Source organism: Endobacterium cereale (assembly GCF_009617585.1).
Classification (GTDB): Bacteria; Pseudomonadota; Alphaproteobacteria; order Rhizobiales; family Rhizobiaceae; genus Neorhizobium; species Neorhizobium cereale.
In genome coordinates, this window is record NZ_WIXI01000037.1 from 127202 (window position 1) to 147759 (window position 20558).

At 56.5% G+C, this 20558-nt stretch carries 19 protein-coding genes and 1 pseudogene; 13 read left to right on the plus strand and 7 right to left on the minus strand.

The window, feature by feature from the left end:
- Positions 1 to 141: 141 nt before the first annotated feature.
- The gene (locus tag GAO09_RS07230; protein WP_153353352.1) at positions 142 to 1068 is read right to left on the minus strand and encodes a LysR family transcriptional regulator; all 927 of its coding nucleotides are present in this window, start codon (positions 1066 to 1068) and stop codon (positions 142 to 144) included.
- Between the two features lie 141 nt (positions 1069 to 1209).
- Here GAO09_RS07230 and GAO09_RS07235 point away from each other — a divergent pair, with 141 nt between their 5' ends.
- From GAO09_RS07235 to GAO09_RS07260, 6 genes are all read left to right on the plus strand, one after another.
- Positions 1210 to 2199, plus strand: coding sequence for a zinc-dependent alcohol dehydrogenase family protein (locus GAO09_RS07235; protein WP_153353353.1), 990 nt, complete (start codon positions 1210 to 1212; stop codon positions 2197 to 2199).
- A gap of 60 nt (positions 2200 to 2259) precedes the next feature.
- Positions 2260 to 3249, plus strand: coding sequence for an LLM class oxidoreductase (locus GAO09_RS07240; protein ID WP_153353354.1), 990 nt, complete (start codon positions 2260 to 2262; stop codon positions 3247 to 3249).
- 159 nt (positions 3250 to 3408) lie between these two features.
- Entirely contained in the window at positions 3409 to 3684 is a 276-nt protein-coding gene (locus GAO09_RS07245; protein ID WP_153353355.1) for a hypothetical protein, read from the plus strand.
- 121 nt (positions 3685 to 3805) lie between these two features.
- Positions 3806 to 4792, plus strand: a complete 987-nt coding sequence (locus tag GAO09_RS07250) for a zinc-dependent alcohol dehydrogenase family protein (RefSeq protein ID WP_153353356.1) — start codon at positions 3806 to 3808, stop codon at positions 4790 to 4792.
- The gene (locus tag GAO09_RS07255; protein WP_153353357.1) at positions 4789 to 5118 is read left to right on the plus strand and encodes an antibiotic biosynthesis monooxygenase family protein; all 330 of its coding nucleotides are present in this window, start codon (positions 4789 to 4791) and stop codon (positions 5116 to 5118) included. The genes GAO09_RS07250 and GAO09_RS07255 overlap by 4 nt, the downstream gene beginning before the upstream one ends.
- Before the next feature lie 139 nt (positions 5119 to 5257).
- A complete protein-coding gene (locus GAO09_RS07260; protein WP_153353358.1) occupies positions 5258 to 6277 on the plus strand; it encodes a zinc-binding alcohol dehydrogenase family protein in 1020 nt (339 codons plus the stop codon).
- Between the two features lie 240 nt (positions 6278 to 6517).
- On the opposite strand, the gene GAO09_RS07265 is transcribed toward GAO09_RS07260, so the two are convergent.
- The 4 genes from GAO09_RS07265 to GAO09_RS07285 all read right to left on the minus strand — a co-directional run bounded on the left by GAO09_RS07265 (position 6518) and on the right by GAO09_RS07285 (position 10737).
- A complete protein-coding gene (locus GAO09_RS07265) occupies positions 6518 to 7894 on the minus strand; it encodes a sensor histidine kinase (RefSeq protein ID WP_153353359.1) in 1377 nt (458 codons plus the stop codon).
- A 1-nt stretch (position 7895) separates the two neighbouring features.
- Entirely contained in the window at positions 7896 to 8570 is a 675-nt protein-coding gene (locus GAO09_RS07270) for a response regulator transcription factor (RefSeq protein ID WP_153353360.1), read from the minus strand.
- Between the two features lie 4 nt (positions 8571 to 8574).
- Entirely contained in the window at positions 8575 to 9189 is a 615-nt protein-coding gene (locus tag GAO09_RS07275; RefSeq protein WP_153353361.1) for a stage II sporulation protein M, read from the minus strand.
- An 807-nt stretch (positions 9190 to 9996) separates the two neighbouring features.
- Positions 9997 to 10737, minus strand: a complete 741-nt coding sequence (locus GAO09_RS07285; RefSeq protein WP_153353363.1) for an alpha/beta fold hydrolase — start codon at positions 10735 to 10737, stop codon at positions 9997 to 9999.
- Between the two features lie 102 nt (positions 10738 to 10839).
- On the opposite strand from GAO09_RS07285, the gene GAO09_RS07290 reads away from it, so the two are divergent.
- Complete coding sequence (locus GAO09_RS07290) at positions 10840 to 11745, plus strand: LysR family transcriptional regulator (protein WP_153353364.1); 906 nt, start codon at positions 10840 to 10842, stop codon at positions 11743 to 11745.
- A gap of 71 nt (positions 11746 to 11816) precedes the next feature.
- Positions 11817 to 12198: pseudogene (locus GAO09_RS29925) on the plus strand (ethanolamine utilization protein).
- Positions 12199 to 12201: 3 nt separating this feature from the next.
- On the opposite strand, the gene GAO09_RS07295 reads toward GAO09_RS29925, so the two are convergent.
- On the minus strand, positions 12202 to 12981 hold the full coding sequence (locus GAO09_RS07295; RefSeq protein WP_274379754.1) for an AraC family transcriptional regulator: 780 nt from the start codon (positions 12979 to 12981) through the stop codon (positions 12202 to 12204).
- 308 nt (positions 12982 to 13289) lie between these two features.
- On the opposite strand from GAO09_RS07295, the gene GAO09_RS07300 reads away from it, so the two are divergent.
- Together GAO09_RS07300 and GAO09_RS07305 are read left to right on the plus strand one after the other, a co-directional pair.
- Entirely contained in the window at positions 13290 to 15098 is a 1809-nt protein-coding gene (locus GAO09_RS07300) for an amidohydrolase (protein ID WP_153353366.1), read from the plus strand.
- A 210-nt stretch (positions 15099 to 15308) separates the two neighbouring features.
- Positions 15309 to 15743, plus strand: coding sequence for a YybH family protein (locus GAO09_RS07305; protein ID WP_153353367.1), 435 nt, complete (start codon positions 15309 to 15311; stop codon positions 15741 to 15743).
- Positions 15744 to 16220: 477 nt separating this feature from the next.
- Here the strand turns inward: GAO09_RS07305 and GAO09_RS07310 are convergent, their stop codons facing one another.
- Positions 16221 to 17147: a LysR family transcriptional regulator gene (locus GAO09_RS07310; protein WP_153353368.1), complete on the minus strand. Its 927-nt coding sequence runs from the start codon at positions 17145 to 17147 to the stop codon at positions 16221 to 16223.
- A 140-nt stretch (positions 17148 to 17287) separates the two neighbouring features.
- On the opposite strand from GAO09_RS07310, the gene GAO09_RS07315 reads away from it, so the two are divergent.
- The 3 genes from GAO09_RS07315 (at position 17288) to GAO09_RS07325 (ending at position 20454) form a co-directional block, all read left to right on the plus strand.
- Positions 17288 to 17926, plus strand: coding sequence for a hydrolase (locus GAO09_RS07315; RefSeq protein WP_153353369.1), 639 nt, complete (start codon positions 17288 to 17290; stop codon positions 17924 to 17926).
- A 273-nt stretch (positions 17927 to 18199) separates the two neighbouring features.
- The gene (locus tag GAO09_RS07320) at positions 18200 to 19561 is read left to right on the plus strand and encodes an alginate export family protein (protein WP_235937968.1); all 1362 of its coding nucleotides are present in this window, start codon (positions 18200 to 18202) and stop codon (positions 19559 to 19561) included.
- A gap of 92 nt (positions 19562 to 19653) precedes the next feature.
- The gene (locus GAO09_RS07325) at positions 19654 to 20454 is read left to right on the plus strand and encodes a carbon-nitrogen hydrolase family protein (RefSeq protein ID WP_153353371.1); all 801 of its coding nucleotides are present in this window, start codon (positions 19654 to 19656) and stop codon (positions 20452 to 20454) included.
- Positions 20455 to 20558: the final 104 nt, after the last annotated feature.

Consider the following 20558-nt stretch of genomic DNA (forward strand, 5'->3'; position numbering starts at 1 on the left):
AGTCTCTTATAGGAAGCACCTTTTCCCACGGCTTCCACGCCAAGGGGACAGACTATGAGATGTTTACAGGGAAGTTGCGAGTTCTTTCGACGGGAGTGCGCGCATTGCAGGCCATACTCGCATGTCGTTGTAAACCACGTGTCATCGATAGTTACTAAGGATCCTCTCCAGCCCACGATCCCAGTACGGTTGATGACCAAACCGATGGATGAGCCAATCGATGAACACTCTTACTTTCGGTGCCAGTTCGCGAGAACTTGGATACAGTGCCCAAAGGGTCTGCGTTGAAATCAGCGGATATTCGGGAAGGACTGGAACAAGGGTACCAGATTGCAGCTCTTCCGATGCGCACCACGTAGCCATCAGAGCGATGCCTAGCCCGCCAGATGCTGCATCGCGCACTGCAGTACCGTCATTGATGCGCAGGCTCGGAGTAACACGTCGTTCGATTACCTCCGCATCTTTCCCTCGAAACGTCCATAGATCCAGCGTGCCGACGACGAGACAGGTATGTTCCACCAAGTCGTCGGGTGTGCTCGGCCGGCCGCGTTGCTCGAGATATTCGCGTGACGCGACCAGCACCCGATTGTCTGGAGCAAGTCGGCGCGCGACGAAGGACGAGTCGCTGAGCTCGGTATAACGAACCGCCACATCGAAGGCACCTTCGACCAGATCAACGATGCTGTCCGAGATGCGCAAATCAAGCGCCAAGTCGGGATATTTACCACAGAACTCAGGCAGACCCGGCACAATATGCATTCGCGCGAATGAGGCGGGGGCGGCTACTCGCAATGTGCCGCGAGGCGCAGCTTGCTCTCGCCCAAGCGCTGCTCGGGCGGCCTCCGCCGCGAACACAACATGTTCGGCATGCGGCAGGAAGGCTAGACCGTCCTCGGTCAACGTCGCTTGCCTTGTGGTGCGATGGAGGAGCCTGGCGCGGAGTTTTCGCTCGAGAGCGGCCAGTTTGGCGCTAGCTCCAGCGGGGGTGAGGCCAAGGTCACGGGCGGCGGCGCTGATGCTGTGCAGCTGGGCGATACGCACAAAGAGATTCAGATCGTCGACATCCATATGATGACTTTCAAAGTTTTGTTGAAACTGATCCTAAAACGCCGGCGCTACCGAAAGCAATCTCGATAGATCAAATAAGAGCCATCAAGACGGCACCACGGTTGGTGAGCCCGTCAGAGCTACTGTTGAAAGGATATCGCCATGACCAAGACCATGAAAGCAGCCGTCCTAACCCGTTTCGGCGGCCCGGACGCATTCGAACTGCGCGACGTGGAAGTGCCGGAAGTCGGTCCTCGCCAAGTGCGGGTACGGGTGCATGCCACCGCCATCAATCCCCTCGACTACCAGATCCGCCGCGGCGACTACAAAGACTACGTTCCCTTGCCTGCAATCACCGGCCATGACATCTCGGGCGTGATCGAGGAGCTGGGCTCCGGCGTTCACGAGTTCGCAGTCGGTGATGAGGTCTATTACACGCCAAAGATCTTCGGCGGCGCGGGTTCGTATGCCGAGCAGCACATCGCCGACGTCGAGCTCATCGGCCGAAAGCCCCGTAATCTAACGCACCTCGAGGCGGCAAGCCTAACACTGGTTGGCGGCACTGTTTGGGAAGCCTTCAGCCAGCGCGCGCAGCTGCGGACCGGCGAAACTATCCTCATCCACGGTGGTGCGGGCGGCGTCGGCACGATTGCGGTGCAGGTCGCCAAGGCGATGGGCGCACGAGTGATCACGACAGCACTCGCCCGCGACCACGACTTCGTGCGCTCGCTCGGCGCCGACGAGGCGATCGACTTTACCACGGAAGACTATGTGGAGGAGGTCGCCCGGCTGACCGGAGGCGAAGGCGTAAACGTGATTTTCGACACGATCGGCGGCGACACACTCACGCGAAGCCCGCTCGCGCTGGCAGATGCCGGACGCGTGGTGAGCCTCGTCGATATCGCGCAGCCGCAGAATCTCATTGAAGCCTGGGGGAAGAACGCAGCCTATCATTTTGTGTTCACCCGACAAAATCGCGGCAAGCTCGACGCGCTCACGGACTTGGTCGAGCGCGGTCTGGTCAAGCCCGTAATAGGCGCCACACTGCCGCTTGCCCGCATCGGTGAAGCCCACGAGCTGTTGGAAAACGGGTCTGCGCGAGGCTTGCGCGGCAAGGTCGTGATCGATGTGTCGGGCGAGGCGAGGGCCTAATTCGGTCACCCCGCCGGTCGGGGCTTACCCTGGCCGGCCTGTTTCGGGAAAGAAATTACTATGACAATCACCAAATCACCGGCCGTAAGTGTCGGTCCGAATCCTTTCGGCCGCAGCTATGCGTCCACGTTTGCACCGGAGAATTTGACAGTCGGCGTCTATTTCCCGATCGAGTCTTTCGATGGACCCGAGCCCGCCATGCGCGACCAGATAGAGCTCGCCCAGCAAGCCGAGCGTCTTGGCTTTGCCGCGCTCTGGGCGCGGGATGTCCCGCTGAATGACCCAACCTTTGGCGATCTGGGCCAGATTTACGACCCTTTCGTCTGGCTTGCGACGATCGCGGCGAGCACATCCACCATCGCGCTCGGCACGGGCGCGGTCATTCTGCCGCTTCACCACCCGATCGATGTCGCCAAGGCGGCGGCGTCGCTTGATCGCCTATCCGGCGGACGTTTCGTGTTTGGCGTGGCTTCGGGCGACCGGCCAGTCGAGTACCCAGCATACCGCCGGGATGCCGACCTGCGTGGCGAACTCTTCCGCGACGCATTCGACTATGTGGAGGCGCTGCTGACGAAGCGTTTTCCCGTCCACTCGTCTACACACTATGGCCGGCTTACGGGCGGTGGCGACCTCGTGCCCAAACCGTTTTCGCCCCGGCTGCCCACTCTCGTCACCGGGCAGAGCCAGCAATCGCTGGACTGGATCGCACAACGTAGCGATGGCTGGCTCACTTACCCGCGCGACATGGGTCAGCAATCGCAGGTCGCCAAACGCTGGCGCGAAGCACTTGATCGAGCCGGAGCAAAATTCAAACCGATTGCACAATCGCTCTATGTCGATCTGGCCGCAGATCCGGATACGCCGGCCAGCTCAATCCATCTCGGATACCGGGTCGGGCGGCGGCGGCTGGCCGACCTATTGGACGCGCTGCGCTCCAATGGGATCAACCACGTCGCACTGAACCTCAAGTTCAGCAAGAGACCTGTCGCCGATGTTCTCGATGAGATCGGAACTGAAGTCATTCCGCATTTCAGGATCGCTGCGACATGAGGCGCGAAGCCACCGTCAGGAAGAGCCTGGGCGGTCCTGGCATCCTCATGCGCACAGTATCCCGACATCGCATTAGGCAGGCAACTGCCTCTGCTCAGTAAATCAACACACAAACCGGGCGGTAAGCGCCGCGGTATCACGTCAAGAAAGGAAAGTGTTATGACCGCAACAACTCGAAAGGCCATTGCCGCCGCCATTTTACTGGCCGGTCTGGCAGTCCAGACGGCACTTGCTACGAAAGCACGTGCACTCGAACCTATTCCGGGCAGCATCACGTTTGAGGGACAGCCGACAACGAAGCTGCTGAAGTCTCCCATAGGAAGTACGTTTTCTCACCGCTTTTATGTCGATGGAGCGCATTACGAAGAAACCTACAAAGTCAGGGAAGATCGGTCGCTGGAGCTCGTTCGCCGCCAGAGATTGAGCAATCGCTAAGAGGGCGCGAAGGCGATGAGCCGATTTTCAGCTCTTCGGAAATCACAGGAAAAACACCGATGAATTTCGCGAACGAGCTTCAACAGCCACGATATGCCGTTTAACAAAGTGAGGATTTGCAATGAAAGCGATGACACTCAACTCCTTTGGTGGTCCGGAAGCCTTTGAGCTTTCCGACCTGCCAAAGCCGGTTCCTAAGGTGGGAAAGGTTCTGGTGCGGGTCCATGCCACCTCGATCAATCCCCTGGACTACCAGGTTCGGCGAGGCGACTATCGCGACCTGGTGCCGTTGCCGGTGATTACCGGTCATGACGTTTCCGGCGTAGTCGAAGCCGTCGGTCCGGGCGTCACGACGTTCTCTCCCGGAGACGAAGTCTGGTACACGCCGCAAATATTCGATGGGCCGGGCAGTTATGCCGAATACCATGTCGCAGACCAGAATATCATTGGAAGAAAGCCCAGCGCGCTCAGCCATCTGGAAGCAGCCAGCCTCAGCCTGGTCGGCGGAACAGCCTGGGAAGCCCTTGTCTCGCGTGCTGCCCTCAGGGTGGGAGAAAGCATCCTGATCCATGGCGGCGCGGGAGGGGTAGGGCATGTGGCTATCCAGATCGCGAAAGCCATCGGTGCCAGGGTCTTCACGACCGTGCGCGAAGAAAACTTCGAGTTTGCGCGAAGTGTCGGAGCGGATGTCGTCATTGATTACAGGAAAGAAGATTATGTCGACGCCATCATGCGGGAAACCGGGGGCCTCGGAGTAGACGTCGTGTTCGACACCCTCGGCGGCGATACATTGTCCCACAGCCCGAAGGTACTCGCGCAACTTGGCCGCGTCGTCTCGATCGTGGACATTGCACAGCCGCAAAACCTCATCGAGGCATGGGGCAAGAACGCGAGCTACCACTTCGTCTTCACGAGGCAGAACCAAGGCAAGCTCGACGAGCTGAGCACACTGGTGGAACGCGGTCAGCTGCGGCCGCACGTGGGCGCCGTCTATTCGCTTGCGGACCTTCCGCTTGCTCATGCTCTGCTCGAGAAACCCAACAACGGCTTGCGGGGCAAAATCGCGATCGCCGTTGACCCGTCGGCCGACACAAAGGTGCAATCATGATTTATGAGATCGCTGTGCTGCCTGTCTACACGGACAAGATCAGAGAATTCAGGCAGGCATTCGAGGGTGTTGTTCCTCTGCTCGCGCGTGCGCAGGGTTATCGCGGTCACGTTCTGGCAAAGGGGATCGAAACGCCGGACGTCTTCAACCTGATCGTTAGATGGCGCTCGCTTGAGGACCATACGCCGGGCTTCGAAGCGAGCGAAGATCATGAGGAATTCATGAAAGGCTTACAGGAATACTTCTCGGAGGAACCCACTGTCTACCATCTCGACGGCGACGCGTTTGCCCCAAGTCAAGATGAAATTGGAGATGCCGCCGCCTGACCCAGGCGACGTCCGCTCTGCCAGCAACGAAGCATGTTCCAGAGAAGCGCAAGGAAGGGGCTAGTCGGCTCCTCCCGGTGCGCGCGGGAACGCAGGAATACAAACAAGTGACGCCTAGGACACCGAAATGGAGACACACATGAAAGCCATCGGATACAAGATACCTTCGCCGATTTCCGACCGGGATTCGCTCATCGACATCGAACTGCCGAAGCCGCAGCCCGAAGGTCGGGATATCCTCGTCCAGGTGAAAGCGGTTTCGGTCAATCCGGTCGACTACAAGGTTCGTCGTAGCGCTTCACCAGACGACGGTTCTGATTGGAAAGTCATTGGTTGGGACGCGACGGGTATCGTCGCGGAGGTCGGCAACGAAGTCGCCAGTTTCCAAGTGGGAGACGAGGTCTGGTATGCGGGGTCTATCACCCGTCCGGGGGCAAATGCCGAATTCCATCTGGTTGACGAGCGCATCGTCGGCAAGAAGCCGTCCAAGCTAAACTGGGCCGAAGCCGCGGCGCTGCCGCTGACATCGCTGACGGCCTGGGAGGCCTTCTTTGACCGTCTGGATGTGAAGAAGCCGGTTTCCGGCGCTGCTCCCGCTGTCCTGATCATCGGCGGTGCCGGCGGAGTGGGGTCGATCACCATCCAGATCGCCCGGCAATTCACCGACCTGACCGTTATTGCCACGGCTTCGCGTCCGGAAACGCAGGAATTTGTCAAGTCGCTCGGTGCGCATCATGTTGTTGATCATTCGAAGCCGCTCGCCAGCCAGATAGCGGCACTGGGCATCGGCGCTCCGGCGTTCGTTTTCTCCACGACCCAGACCGCGCAGCATGTCGATAACATTGTCGAACTGATTGCGCCGCAGGGCCGTTTCTGCCTCATCGACGATCCATCGGGCTTTGACATCATGGCATTCAAGCGCAAAGCCGTATCGATCCACCATGAGCTCATGTTCACGCGCGCCATCTATGGCACACCGGACATGGACGAGCAGGCACGTATCTTGAACGAGATATCGGCCGCCGTTGACGATGGAAGGATCAGCACAACCGCTACGAACAATTGTGGTCAGATCAATGCGGCAAACCTGAAGAAGGCTCACGAGCAACTCGAAAGCGGGTCAACGATCGGGAAGGTCGTGCTTGAAGGCTTCGCCTGAACAGACGTCAAAGCCTGATCAGAAATCCGGCAGAATAGCTGCCCGTCGGAACATCAGATGTCTCAAAAACAAAGGCGAGGTATGATGACATTATCCGGATTTCAGATTTCCATGGGTGCGGCTCTGGCTGTCATCATCACCCTTGGCTGGGTTGTCCATAACTGCGCCGGAGCGGCCATTATCCGGGAGGCCTTGAGCTCGGAGACTTTGCGCAGCCAAGGGGATGTCCTGTACCGTCCGTCACGAAAGGCCGGGTCTAGTGCTCTCACGATCACTTTGGACCCGCAACGCATTGCGCCAGCGAATAGCGAAGACGCTTCCTTGGCCGGGTGTTGAGCTGAGCTCTATGAAGCCATCATGCTTTTCAATAATCTCGTTGACCATGCTCAAACCGAGACCAGCCCCGGATCCATGCGGATTCACGCGATAAAACACCTCGAAAATGCGTGAATGAAGTTCGCCCGCTACGCCAATGCCTTGATCGGAGATAAGGACGGATCCATCGGTCTCCACCTTGACTGCGATGTCGCCGCGCCCGCCTCCATATTGAATGGCATTACGCAAGAGATTGGAAAAGGCGCGGTCCAAGGCTTCATCGTCACCTTCCATGAATACTTTGGAAACGTCGGTGTCGAATGAGATTTCATAGCCCTCGGAAATCGCCAATGGCGCGAGTTCGGCAACGACTTTTGACAGGAGATGGATTAATTCGATTTCCTTCGATATCGGCGGATTCTGTCGATATCGCTCGATATCCAGCAGCTGGTTCGTGATAGCCGTCAGCCGTCTGATGCTTTTCTGAATGTGAAGCTTTTCTTCGCTTTGCGGCAACGTGTCAGCACGAACCTGTAAGATGGCGATGGGGGTGCGCAGCTCGTGGGCAGCGTTAACGAAAAAGCGCTCTGTTTTCTCGAACCCGGCGTCGAGCCGATTGAGAGCCAGATTGAGCTCCCTGACGACCCGCAACAGCTCTTTGGGCAGTCCATTTTCGTCCACCACACCCCCACGGGCTTCGAAATCGACATTGTTCAATCGGTCGGTGAGCTTCCTTAGGGAGCGAAGCGACCATTTTGTCACCCACGGGACACCGACCAGGGTGACCAGGAGAAGTATGAGGGCGGGGACGCCGATTGTTATTTGCCCTACCACAAATACGAGCTGGTAAAGAGACATCGACACACCACCAGCCATAACCGTTGCTTCACCAGCTGCTGTCTCGATTTTATCAATTGTGGCCTGTCGATCGGGGGCATCGACGTAACCACGGAGTTCGACGCTGCGAAAATTATCTAGGAAAGCAGCGTTATCGCCGATATCCGTCGGGATCTCTCCGTGTGTGAGGGTCGTGCCATCTGCAAGACGAACCGCAAACCACGATGTAGGCCGCTCAGCCATCACGGTTCGGAGGGCCTGCGTGGGGCTGACCGCGACGACACCATTTTGGTCAATCGTGACGGATTTTGCGATTTCCTGCGGGTACCACGTCGATGGAACCGCGCCACGGGGCGCACTCAACATCGCGATGTATAGAACGAGCCCGAACGAGACGATGATGGTGAGGAGCTGAAGCGTGATGAAGCCGAGTGTGAAGCGCCAGCGGAGAGAATGGTGAGACATGTTATTTCTGCTCGTGGAGGAAGTATCCGACGCCGCGAATGTTACGGATGACAATATCCGCACCAGCATCCGCCAGTTTGCGCCGCAGGCGCGACATGTTGGCTTCCAGCGAATTTGACTGGATCTCGTCGTCGAAGGTGTAAACGCTTTCCTCCAACGAAGATCGCAGCACCGTTCGTCCGAGGTTTTTGAGAAGCGACTCAATGATCAGTAGTTCTCGTCGAGCAAGTTCCTGCCGGATGCCGTCGACGTACAGGTCTCTTGTTACCTGATGATAACGAACATTGCCGGTCTTGATAACGTCTGCCTTGGTCTCAGACGTTCGGCGTGCCACTGCATTGAGGCGGGCGACCAATTCATCGACCTCGAACGGTTTGGGCAGATAGTCATCGGCACCCCCGTTAAGGCCGGCAATCCTGTCTTTTGTGGATCCCATCGCGGAGATGATTATCGAGCGCGGTGGATTGACAGTTTGCCGGATCTCGGCGAGCAAAGTGCTGCCGTCACCGTCGGGAAGCTGGCGATCAATGAGAACTACATCGTATCGTTCGATGGCTATCGCTTCTCGCGCCATGGCGAGACCCGCCACCGCCGCCAGTACGAAATCATGCCTCGAAAGCGCTGTCCGAAGCGCGTCAGTCATTTCGGGATCGTCTTCGACCAGCAGGATTTTCATGTCGCTAAATAAAGTACCCTACGAGATAGATGATTTCAAAGGCTTCATATACCGCGCCCAAAAGAAGAAGCGGGACTACCAGCGCGTAAAGCGAGACGACACGCGCGGCTGCCGTCGTGTATCTTTGGCTGACGGACCGCTTTTCGCCTCCCGCAGGCAGGAAAATGGCGCGACCTGTTAGGTAGGCGCCGAAGGCAGCGATGATGTAGGCCTGGAACTCGATAAGGACCGTGATGGAGTGAGGCACCATCGCAGCCGCATAAGGACCAATCGGCGCCAGCGTGACACCATAAGCGGCAGCAAACACCATCGCGAACACGACGCCGAAAAAAGGCACAAGAAACGAAGGGATCGAAATGAGCATCACTGCGACCCCGAGATTGACCGCCAATGTTGCTGATACTGCATAGAAGAGGTTTCCGCTGAGATAGGCCTTCACGGCAAGGTCGGTGCGCACTATCCCTGCAACCGTATCCAATATGGCTGGCTGGATTTCCGGGTTCAGCAGCGTCACCGTCATGGTTGCTGCAAACAGGCCAAAAAATGCTGCGTTGACGACGATGAACTCTTTCCTATGGCGCCGGATGAGACTTAACGCATGGCGCAATGGATTGGACATGAGGAGTGAGCTCCCGATTTTTGGCTGTGATCGCTTGCTGAGTAGAGGTTTGGCAGCATTGGTGAGAGGCTGGCGCACAATACGTCTGAGGACTGGCTTCATCACCCGACGGCTGGTCAATTAAGTCGGCCTTGATCTGCTCGAGCCTCCCACCGAACTTCAACCTAGTCCCGCTGCCTCTCTCTCCTCATGCGCTCGTGCTGTCGGCGCGCATCTTCCGCCATGATTTGGCTTAACCTTGCCGATTCAAGGGTCCGCAATTGCGCGTCGTCGCGACGCTGCTGCTGTTGGAGCATGCATCCGGTATGAGATGATGATCCGTATCGCGCGCCCATTCCAGCGCAGGTATCTTGGTCGGCGTAGCGTTCCTGTTCAGGTGTCTGGCAACCGGTCAGGATGAGGAGGCCTGCGAACATCGTTCCGGCGCACAGGCGTCGCATGAAGACGTGATCTGGTGAGGCTTTGCTCATTTCATGTACCTTCTATTTAGATAAGTCATTCGATTGCGAGAGCGAAACGCAATCCCGCTGTAAGCTTATGGGATTTCATAGTTACGTAGAAATTACGTGCTTGCCGTGGGTTGGCATCTGCGTCGCTGGCAGGAGAGGTAAAACCGGCTCCCGTCATGAGCCAAGTTAGATCTCGTCAGCTCACCCCTAGCTAGGCTCAGGACTTCGGTAAAGGTGCTATCCCGGGCTATACTTGACATTGCAAGTCCAAGTCGCGTTTGCGCCGTGGGGCCGGTTGTGACCAAGACGAACGTGATCAATAAATTCATGGACAGGCATTTCTCATGCATTTCGCCCGTTAATCAACCGAGGCCACCGCTTTGAGAATAACGTCTGCCGTCTCTTTGGGATGGGACATGTAAACCATGTGGCTCGACACAATATCTGTTGTTTCCGTACCGGCGCGCTTGTACATCCAACGCAACAGAGCCGGTGGAATCACTTTGTCCTGCGTCGTCACGATGCCAAACGTGGGCTTCGCATGCCAGGCGGCATGCTGAAACCTCGTTAGGTAGGGTTCAAGTGTCATTGCCTTTGCCGACGCGGACATAAAGTCAGTGACGTCTGTGGGCAAGTCCGAACCTATACTATCGTGGTACGTGTTGGGAGACGGAACGAAGCTCTGGTTGTCGAGCATCTTCATGTCGATCTTCATGGGAAAGCGCTGGGAAAGCTCCGTGAGATTTTCACCTTTGTCCGGTTGAAGTGCTGCGACATAGACCATCGCCTTCACGGTATCTTCGCTGCCCGCCTCCGTGATGACAGCGCCACCGTAGCTGTGCCCGACCAGCACAGTCGGGCCGATCTGCTGCTTCAAAACTAAACGGGTCGCCGCAATGTCATAGGCTAGGCTCGTATGCGGCAACTGAACGACACTGACGGAAAGGCCCCTGATTTTCAGGATGTCATATACCTGGCGCCAACCCGAACCGTCCATGGTCGCGCCATGGACGAGGACAACGTTCCGCGCATCGGCATACGCGGGGTCGGAGATCGCCAGTCCGGCAATGAGGGCGAACAAGGATTTCTTTATGGTCATCTCTGCCTCGGTGTTTTCGATTATGATGGGTGAAAGATAACCGTTGCCGTGGTTATTTATTAGATCATGCAATTTGCATGAAGATATCGATGGGTTGAATAAATGGATCGTCTTGTCCTTCGTGACCTTGCCGTCTTCGAAACAGTCGCGAGACACCGGAGCTTCACCGCCGCGGCCGCAGAACTCGGTATTTCGCAATCCTCTCTCAGCTATGCGGTGAGCCAGCTTGAAAGCCGCATCGGCATGGCGCTCCTTGCGCGAACCACGCGGAACGTCTCCCTGACGCAAGCGGGGCAAAGACTGCTGGATATGTTAGTGCCTGCCCTCAAGGACATCGATGCTGGCTTGGCAAGTCTTCAGGAGATGCGCGCGACGATCTCGGGTTCGGTACGCCTGACCATGGTCCCTGTCGCCTTTGAGACAATACTCAGGCCCGCCTTGAAATCGTTCAGGGCGACGTTTCCGAACGTCTCGGTCGAGGTCTCGATCGACGAAGGTTTGAGCGACATTGTTTCCGAAGGTTTTGACGGGGGTATTAGGTTTAACACGCTCATCGAGAAGGACATGATCTCGGTGCCTTTGACCCCGTCCACCGCTGTCTCGATTGTCGCCTCACCCGACTATCTTGGAAAGCGAGGGGTGCCGGCCTATCCGGAGGACCTCGTTCATCACGCCTGTATCGGGTACCGTTTTGTCAGCTCGACCAGGCTCTATAAATGGCCGCTGGCGAAGGGCAAAAAGAAAGCCGAGTACGAGACCGACGGAACTCTTGTGTTCAATGACGGCGAGGCGATCCGCGCCGCAGCGCTGGACGGACTCGGACTGGCCTACGTGTTTCGTTCGCAAGTGCGCAACGATATCGATTTGGGAAACTTGGTTCAGGTCTTGATGGATTGGCTGCCAGACCTGCCCGGTTTCAGTCTTTACTATCCTAACAGAGCGAGGACAGCCCCTGCCTTCAGAGCGATGATAGATCATCTGAGGACCACGAGGTCGCTCACCATATGACAGCATTTTCGAGCGGGATTGGCGACCCTAGTCGCTGCGCTTACTTCAGTTGGGATAACGCGACGAAAGCAATGAAGGTCCGGAAATTCAACGTCGCTAATGCAAATCTGGTGCGATCTCCAGCAGAGGACGGCGACATTGTAATCCGAAATCTGGTCGATGAGAAAGACGGCGTGCCAATAACCATCGGATACGGTCGTTACGGTCCAGGAAAAAGCCTAACAAAGACAATGGACGATGACGTCATGTTCGTCCTGGAAGTAGGCTCACCGTTTCCACAAGCGTGGGAACGGCGACCGCCGGGCTGGGCGAGATGGTCTATATGCCAAAGGCGAGGCAGTGACCATCACGACGGAAGGCGAGGTCGCGCTCACGGCCTGTGTCACGTATCCGCATTTCGCGGAAGTCCTCGAGAGCGGATCTGAGGAAACTCCGAAAGATTCCGGCTCATGAGGCTTAACGTTGTAGGTCAGTGACCGGGGGACTGCCGAACATGCCCTTGTACTCCCGACTGAATTGCGACGGACTAACGTAACCGACCTCATAAGCAACACGCGACACATTGGCGGACCCGGAAGCCAATAGCCTTCGAGCTTCCAAAAGGCGGATATGGCGCTGAAAAGCAAGCGGACTGAATCCCGTCACACCCTTGAAATGCCGATGAAAAGAAGTGACGCTCATTCCCGCGGACGCTGCCAAATCGGGGATATTGACGGGCTCGTTGTGGTTGGAAGCCAGCCAATCCGCCGCCGTCTTGAGTTGCTGGAACCGCTCGTTCCGCTGACCGATCTGACGTAGCGTATCTCCCATCGTACTCTGGAGCAGGCGGTAATAGAATTCAGTCTCATAGTGCGGTGCAAGTACGCCTATGTCGTCCGGACTGTTCAAGAGCCCAATCAGCCGTGCCAGTGGATCGCCAAACAGGCCGTTCAATTCTCCCGCCGCAACCGCGCAGGTCCAGCGGTCGTCGTGTTTGGGCATATTAAGCATGACGCGCGTAAGCATTGTTGTATCAAGATGAAGGCTAATCGCGACGTAAGGGAGATCGGGCGTAGCGTCGGTGAGTTGATGGATAAAGGGCAGACCAAAGGACGATGCCGCGCAAACACCTCGCGTCAGTTCGAAGCGATTGGCACCCATGATTAATACCTTTTTCCCGCGCAAGACTGCGTAAAACATCGGTTCGAACACAGCTGGCGTGGGTAAGGTCGGGACCGTACTCGTCCAAACCATCAGACGTGGGACAGGCTGAGGCTCATCGCGCCCTCGCTATCGGACGGGCGTGCAGAATAATTTGCGTTCCTCTTCATGCAACACAGCGTCGCACTAATGAGGGCTACCAGGCACCTAAGGGGCGTGACACGCTCAACGCGGCTGGATTTCTCAAAAGGGCTCTTCGCGGCGCTCTTCGACGAAGGGCAACAGAGGATGTATTACGTGACCTTCCGTAACTCCCTCGCCTCACTTCTTAGCCCGGTGCACGCTGAAAGGCGCCTGCTTCCGCTTGACCGGACCTTGTAAAAATCAGCCACTTGAGGGGCAAAATGATCAGAAAAATACTTATCGCATTTGTGACGGTTTCAGCTTTTTCCTCCGTTCAAGCACAAACGACCCAGGACGAGCCCGGTGCTGATCTGATCGTTTTCAACGCAAAGATATTCACCGGCAACCGTGCGCAGCCCGAAGCTTCGGCTCTCGCCGTTACGAAGGGGCGCATCTATTCCGTCGGCTCTGATGCAGAAATTCTCAGTCTGAAGAATTCAGCGACCAAGGTGATTGACGCGCGCAGCCGAAGGGTCATCCCCGGCATTAGCGATGCTCATACACACGTCCTCAACGACAGCGGCTATAATTACAATATACGGTGGGACGGCGTGCCGAGGCTAGGTGAGGCGTTACCTATGCTGAGCGAGCAGGCTGAACGCACACCGGATGGACAATGGGTAAAAGTGATCGGAGGCTGGTCTCCCTATCAATTTGAGGAAAACCGCCTTCCCACGCCGGATGAATTGCAAAAGGCCGTGCCTAATCGTCCGTTGATCGTTCAATATGCCTACAACCATGCCTTCTTGAACAAACGCGCGATGGACGTCCTAGGTGTGGGGACCGATCGGTTTCCTGAGTTGCCGGACACCGAGTTTGAGAAGGATAGTCAAGGACAGTATACCGGCGTTGTCTACGGAAACACCTGGACGTTTACTGCCCTCGAAACCATGGTGCCACAGCTTAATTTCGAAGAAGAAGTAAGTTCGCTGATCTACAGCATTCACGGCTTAAACCGGTTCGGAGTTACCTCAATAATCGATGCGGGCAGCCGATGGGGATACCCCAAGCCGCAGGCGACGGTCGAGGTGCTTGCACGCGACAATCGTCTAAACGTGCGTATGCCCTTCATCCTCCTGGAACTCGGAGATGGCAGCAAACCGATGAACATGGTGGACGCACAAGTCGAAGCGATCACGAGAAAAGCGCCGATTAGTCCCGGGCAAAACCTGCATCCATCGCTCGCCCATGGACATGCATATCGAGGAGCAGGGGAAGTTTTGAGTGCGGAAGTGCACGATCACGAGAACTTCGATCGTCCGGCCATCGTCATCGAGCCTGAGAAGATGCGACAGCTAGTTGAGCAGGATGTCAAGAAGCTTGTCCAACACCGAATCCCCTTCCGCGAACACATCAGCTACAATGAAAACATCACCCCTTTTCTCGACGCTCTGGAGAAATTGAACGACGAGATCCCTTTGGATGGCCTTAAATGGAGCCTCGAACACGCTGAGACCATTACTCCGGAGAATATCGAAAGGGTCAAAAAATTGGGCGGCGGTATCGCCCTTGATGCGAAAATGGCGCTGCACGGTGACGCGTTTATCAAGAGCCATGGCCGCGATGTAGCTTTGCAGACCCCGCGTCTGCGTAAGCTCGTGGATAGTGGCATTCCGCTAGCTATGAGCACCGACGCCTTCCGTGCGGCCACGTTCAACCCTTGGGTTGGCATTAGCTGGATGGTATCCGGGAAGTCCGTGTCGGGATCCGAAGTTCTGGCAAAGGACAATCGTCTTTCCCGCGCCGAAGCGCTGAAACTGTTCACCAGGGGCGCAGCATGGTTCATGGATACAGAATCCGAAATGGGATTAATCGCGCCGGGAAATCTCGCGGACTTCGTTGTGCTCGACCGGGACTATTTCACCGTGCCGGAAGATCAGATCAAAAGGATTTCTTCTGTTCTAACTATCATGGACGGCAAGGTAGTGTTCGGTGCGCAGGATTATAGCGATCTATCACCAGAACTGCCTGAGATTCTTCCTGCTTGGTCGCCCATTAAATACTTTGGCAGCTACTACGAGGCGAAGTAAATTTAGCTGTCAGGTTCTTCCTCCATTGCTGTGTTTCACGAGAAGCGACACTAGCGCGGCCGGGGCAAGCGCCGCGGCTGCGTGCCGCTAAGCTCTTCCCACGAGGGCGTGCGGGAACAGCGACAGCTTCAGACCCTCTTATTACCCGCAAAACCGGAAGCTATACGAAGCCCAAAACAAACAATTGAAACAAGAAAGAGATGCAGGTTTATGAAATTTCTCGCGAAATCCGCAGGCAAAACTGCTGACGTAGTCCAAGCTGACATCGAGAAGGTATTGCAGACCTACGAGTTGGCGCTTAACGCCGCGGATACTGACAAGGTGCTAACTGTATTCGATCCCGACGGCGTCTTCATGGCTCCTAATAGCCCTTCGGCGGTCGGCGACGATGCAATCCGGGCTGCTTACAGCGGCATCTTTCAGATGATCACCTTCGACACCGAATTAACGGTCGAGGAGATTGTGCAAGTCGCTCCGAAATGGGCATTCGTCCGGACGAGCTCGAACGGGCACGTCACCGTAAACGCAATCAAACAGCGCGTACCCGACGCTAACCACGAACTATTCATATTTCATCAAGGCGATGACGACACGTGGAAGATCGCGCGCTACTCGTTCGCGACGACGAACCCACTTCCTCGGTAACTCGGTACGCGTAACACCAGATAAGCTCACAGAGTAGGGCAACTGGATTTCGATCTCGTCGGACAGCGGTCTTCGTGTAGTCCGACGTGGTCGTGGCCAGCAGCCGATCGTATGCCGTCCATCAGCTCGGGCAACGTACGCAGGCTGTGATCGCGAACTCACTTAAGGAGTTCCTGGCATCTGACTTCGGCATCATCTCCGACTACATCAGCTGGCGTCGATGCGCACTCCAGAGGCTGCGAGGATGACTATCGACGTACTCCGACGGATTTTCCTATGCCAAGCGGTCAGCGTCATCAAGATCCTGGAATACCCGTGGCACAGCTCAGCAGGGGTACGCTCAATGAAAAACGCTCGGAAACCCTGACGGCCCCGCTCCCGATCACGGGCTCTTCAAATATGCGACGATGCTGACGCCGCAAATCACACGCCAAGCCAGCAGCCGGAAGCGAACCGGTCGACTTCGAATTTTTTACACTAGCCTTGCGCCGTTGGGTAGTCTTCTCTGCTGACGTTCAGCGCGCCATCGCCAACAGGCGGGTTGCCAAAACATTCGATGAGCATGTCCGTGAGGACTCTCACTTTTCGTGATGAATACTGGCCAGGTGGCCTTACGACAAAGATGCCGGCCGGTGGGATTGGATAACCCGTAATGACTGGCACCAGTGCGCCCGACGAGATATGATCCGCTACAAGCGGTTCCGGCAGACGGGCCACCCCGAGGCCCTCGAGAGCAGCTGCCATCAGTGATACCGCGTTGTCGGCTACAAAGCGTCCCTGAGGGCGCAGCGTGACAACTCTTTCGCCATCCATGAATTGCCAAGTCTCGGCTTCCCGCATCACGATCTGATGATTCACAAGATCTTCCGGTCGTTCGGGAGCGCCGTACGCCTGGATGTAGGCTGGACTCGCAACGAATCTACCATACAGCGGCCCGACACGTCTTGCGACGAGATTCGAATCTTGCAAATAGCCAACCCGAATTGCGCAGTCGAAACCTTCTCCTACGAGATCTACAAAGCGGTCAGTGTAGGACGAGCTGATATGGAGTTCCGAGTATCGGCGCGCCATCTGGGCGAGGACCGGAGCAAAATGCGTCGGGCCAAATGATAGTGGTGCGGCTACGCGCATGCGACCTCGAAGCTCACCGGCAGGCAGGATCGTTTCCCGCGCCACATCCAGTTCGGCAGAAATCCGGGCCGCGTACTCCCTGAATGTAGCACCTGCTTCTGTCAGCGCTATACCACGGGTCGTCCTTGCCAGTAACTGTGCGCCAAGTTCCGCCTCGAGCTGGGTAATCCGTCGGCTGACCATCGACTTGGAAATGCCCAACCGCGCGGCCGCTGATGACACCCCTCCCGCATCTGCAACCTCGACGAATATCCTCAGATCCTCAATTTGCAATTCGAGTTCCCCTTCCTGCAACACAGCTTGACACAACCGAGGACTACCGGGCCACAAAAGAGAATGGCAGGTTCGCGTGGATGGCTTTCCCGAGGCGTCCTCGTACCAAGCTTTCTTAACCTGCAATACAGGATGTATCCATGACCTTTCGTAACGGCCTAGATTCTCTCCTTCGTCCCGAAGATTCTGTTCTCGTACTTATCGACCATCAACCTTATCAGCTGACCAACGTTAATAGCCACGACCCTCAGGCTGTCGTCAACAACACGACTGCGCTGGCCAAGGTCGCCAAGGCCTTCGATGTTCCGACGATCCTTACCAGTGTCATTGCCGATCGCGGCGGTAAGCTTTTCAAGCAGATCACCGATGTCTTCCCGGGGCAGGAAGTGATCGACCGGACTTGGATAAATACGTGGGAAGACAAGAATGTGGTGGATCTCGTCAACGCGACCGGGCGTAAGCAACTCATCATCGCAGGCCTCTGGACGGAAGTCTGTGTTGCGATGCCTGCAATCCAGGCCGCTGGCGAAGGCTGGGACGTGACCGTAATCACCGACGCATCGGGCGGAAGCTCCGTCGAGTCTCACCAGGTCGCCATACAGCGCATGATCGCAGCCGGCGTCAACATGATGACGTGGATGGCCTTGGCTAGCGAATGGCAGCGGGACTGGGCACGCACCCAGCATGTCGAAGAACTGACCGAGGTGCTGATATCTCACATGGCCGGCAGCGGCATCGCCTACATGTGGGAACAGCAGTTGCTTAACACACACCTCTGACGAACGCCCCAGCAGGACTTTAGTGATGGCTGGGATGACGAGGAAACCGATGGAGGCACCGGAACACTGCGGACGATCCATCTATCCTCGTCGTTCCGAAAGTACCGCATCGAACTACCGAAAACGATCCTCGTGGGATTAATCAACTTAAACCTAGGCACCCAATGGCACGCCGCCGGTGACCGATGCAGGAGGAGGCAGCCGAACCTCACTGGCTTCACGCACTGGGCAAGGAGGCTTGTTTTATCGTTGGCTCTCATCACCCTTTATCAGATGGAGCACGGGCTTGCCTTCGCCAACGACGTTGCAAATGCAGCGGAGCGGCCCGTGATGAAACCCGACCGCTCGAGAGAGGACTGGTCGCCTCTCGCAGATGCAGAACTGCGGACGCAACCGCTGGATCACCTTAAATACATCCCGTTATTTCCCTCTAACCCCGACAGCTATATTTCGTTAGGGTTCAATCTGCGGGAAATCATTGAAACCAGCGATGCGCCGGCGTTCGGAGCCGTAGCGTCGAACCCAACGGATGCTTACGGGTTGCAGCGTGCGCAGTTTCATATCGACCTACACCTGAATGAAAACTGGCAATTGTTTACGCAGTTTGAAGATGTGCGCGCCTTCGACAAGACGGCAGTCGGCCCCAACGATGCAAACAGATTTGACCTTCGGCTCGCATTCATCGGATATACGCAGGAGACTGACGCGGGAACGTTCAGTGCGAGGATCGGTCGGCAGGACTTCGCGTTCGACCTGGAACGTTTTGTCTCGACCCGTGACGGGCCGAATGTCCGCCAGTCGTTCGACGCGATCTGGGCCGGGTGGGAAACGGAGACATGGCGCTTCTATGGTCTTGTCAGCCATCCCGTCCAGTATCGGGATGACGACCCTTTCGATGATCAATCAAGCAGCGATCTTCGGTTCAGCGGCGCCAGGGTAGAGCGACGACTGTCCCCGACAACAGAGGCTTCCGCGTATTACGCGCTCTACCAACGTAATAATGCGAATTTCCTGACCGCATCGGGCGAGGAGGAACGGCATGTGCTCAATATCCGGTTGGCCGGGACGCATGGCGGTTTCGACTGGGACGCGGAAGCAATGGGTCAGGTCGGGCAGGTAGGTTCGGCCGACATTGTGGGATGGGCCTTGGGGGCGAGGACCGGCTATACCTTTGAAGGGGTAATCTGGTCGCCCAGGATCGGTCTGCAGTTCGACATGGCGTCAGGTGATCGCGATGCGGATGATGGCACCCTTGGCACCTTCAATCCGCTGTTTCCAAACGGATTCTATTTCTCGCTCGGCGGGCATACCGGATACGCCAACCTAATCCACGTCAAGCCTTCGATCACCGTTCAGCCGATGGATGACCTGACCTTACTGGCAGGCGTCGGTCTGCTTTGGCGCCAGACGACGGACGACGCCGTTTATACCTTGCCGAGCGTCCCGGTTGCCGGGACCGCAGGCGGGGGAAATCCTTGGACGGGCGCCTATGTTCAATTGAGGGCCGACTACAGGTTCAACCGAAATCTTACAGGCTCGGTAGAAGCAGTTCACTATCAGGTCGGTTCGACGCTTCGCAATGCCGGAGGCCGTGACAGCAACTACGTCCGAGCGGAACTGAAGTTTGCCTGGTAGAGGATGCACAATCATAGGTGGGGTTGTTGTAGTTCAACTTAATGCTCTCACGCTGAACGACTTATTCGACGATAACTGTAAAAGAGGCTTGGATGGTTAAGGCATGGTCGGTTGAATGGCCGGAAGGGTTGCTCCCGGGCGAGGCCGCTTGGGAAGAGATCTCCAGGCAATTCGTCGACGCACGGAATGACATCCTGATAACGAATGAGATGCCGTTTGGCTTTTGGCAGCCAACAAGGCGTCCTTTCGATGTCCAAGCTGCGCGTGAATGGGCTGCGCTCCACGAGCGAGCCTTGGACACCTTATCTCGTCTACCGCTCGCGGCAGTAATCTCGTCGCGTCCCGTATTTAACGGCCGACGTCTGGTGAACGAGGGATTTGTGCTGACAGAAGGCCGATACGAGTTCATCCACCAAAAGCACTATTTTCCATCAGAAACAGGATGGGAAGAAGAATTGTGGTTCGAGCTTCAGCGCCCTGGTTTTGACGTGGTTAAAATCGCGGGAATCAAGGTTGGTGTGTTGATATGCACCGAGTTGATGTTCGTGGACAAAGCACGCCACCTTGGAAAGGCAGGTGCCGATCTGATCGCCGTGCCGCGCGCGACCGGCGTCGACCATCGCATGTGGAGGACTGCTGCCAGCATGGCAGGAATTGCCAGCGGCGCTTGCGTCGTTAGTTCCAACCGCGTCGGAACTCGTCCCGGGAGCAATCTGGTGTTTGGGGGAGGCGGCTTCACCGTGGATCCCGACGGCTTCGAGATCGCCGTAACATCTGCCCAACAGCCAGCGATCACTCTGGATATCGATACAACTCTCACCGCGGCGGCGAAATCAAGGTATCCAGTCTATGTCAAAGAACCGGCCTTAGAGCCTAATATGCCCGGAGTATAAGGAGTTACGCCTTCGTCGAACTTTTGAATTCCGGTGGTTCAGTGGTTGGTGCGATCTCACTTCGGAGCCGATGCCCGGCACAAATGCTGTTTCGTTCAAGCAAG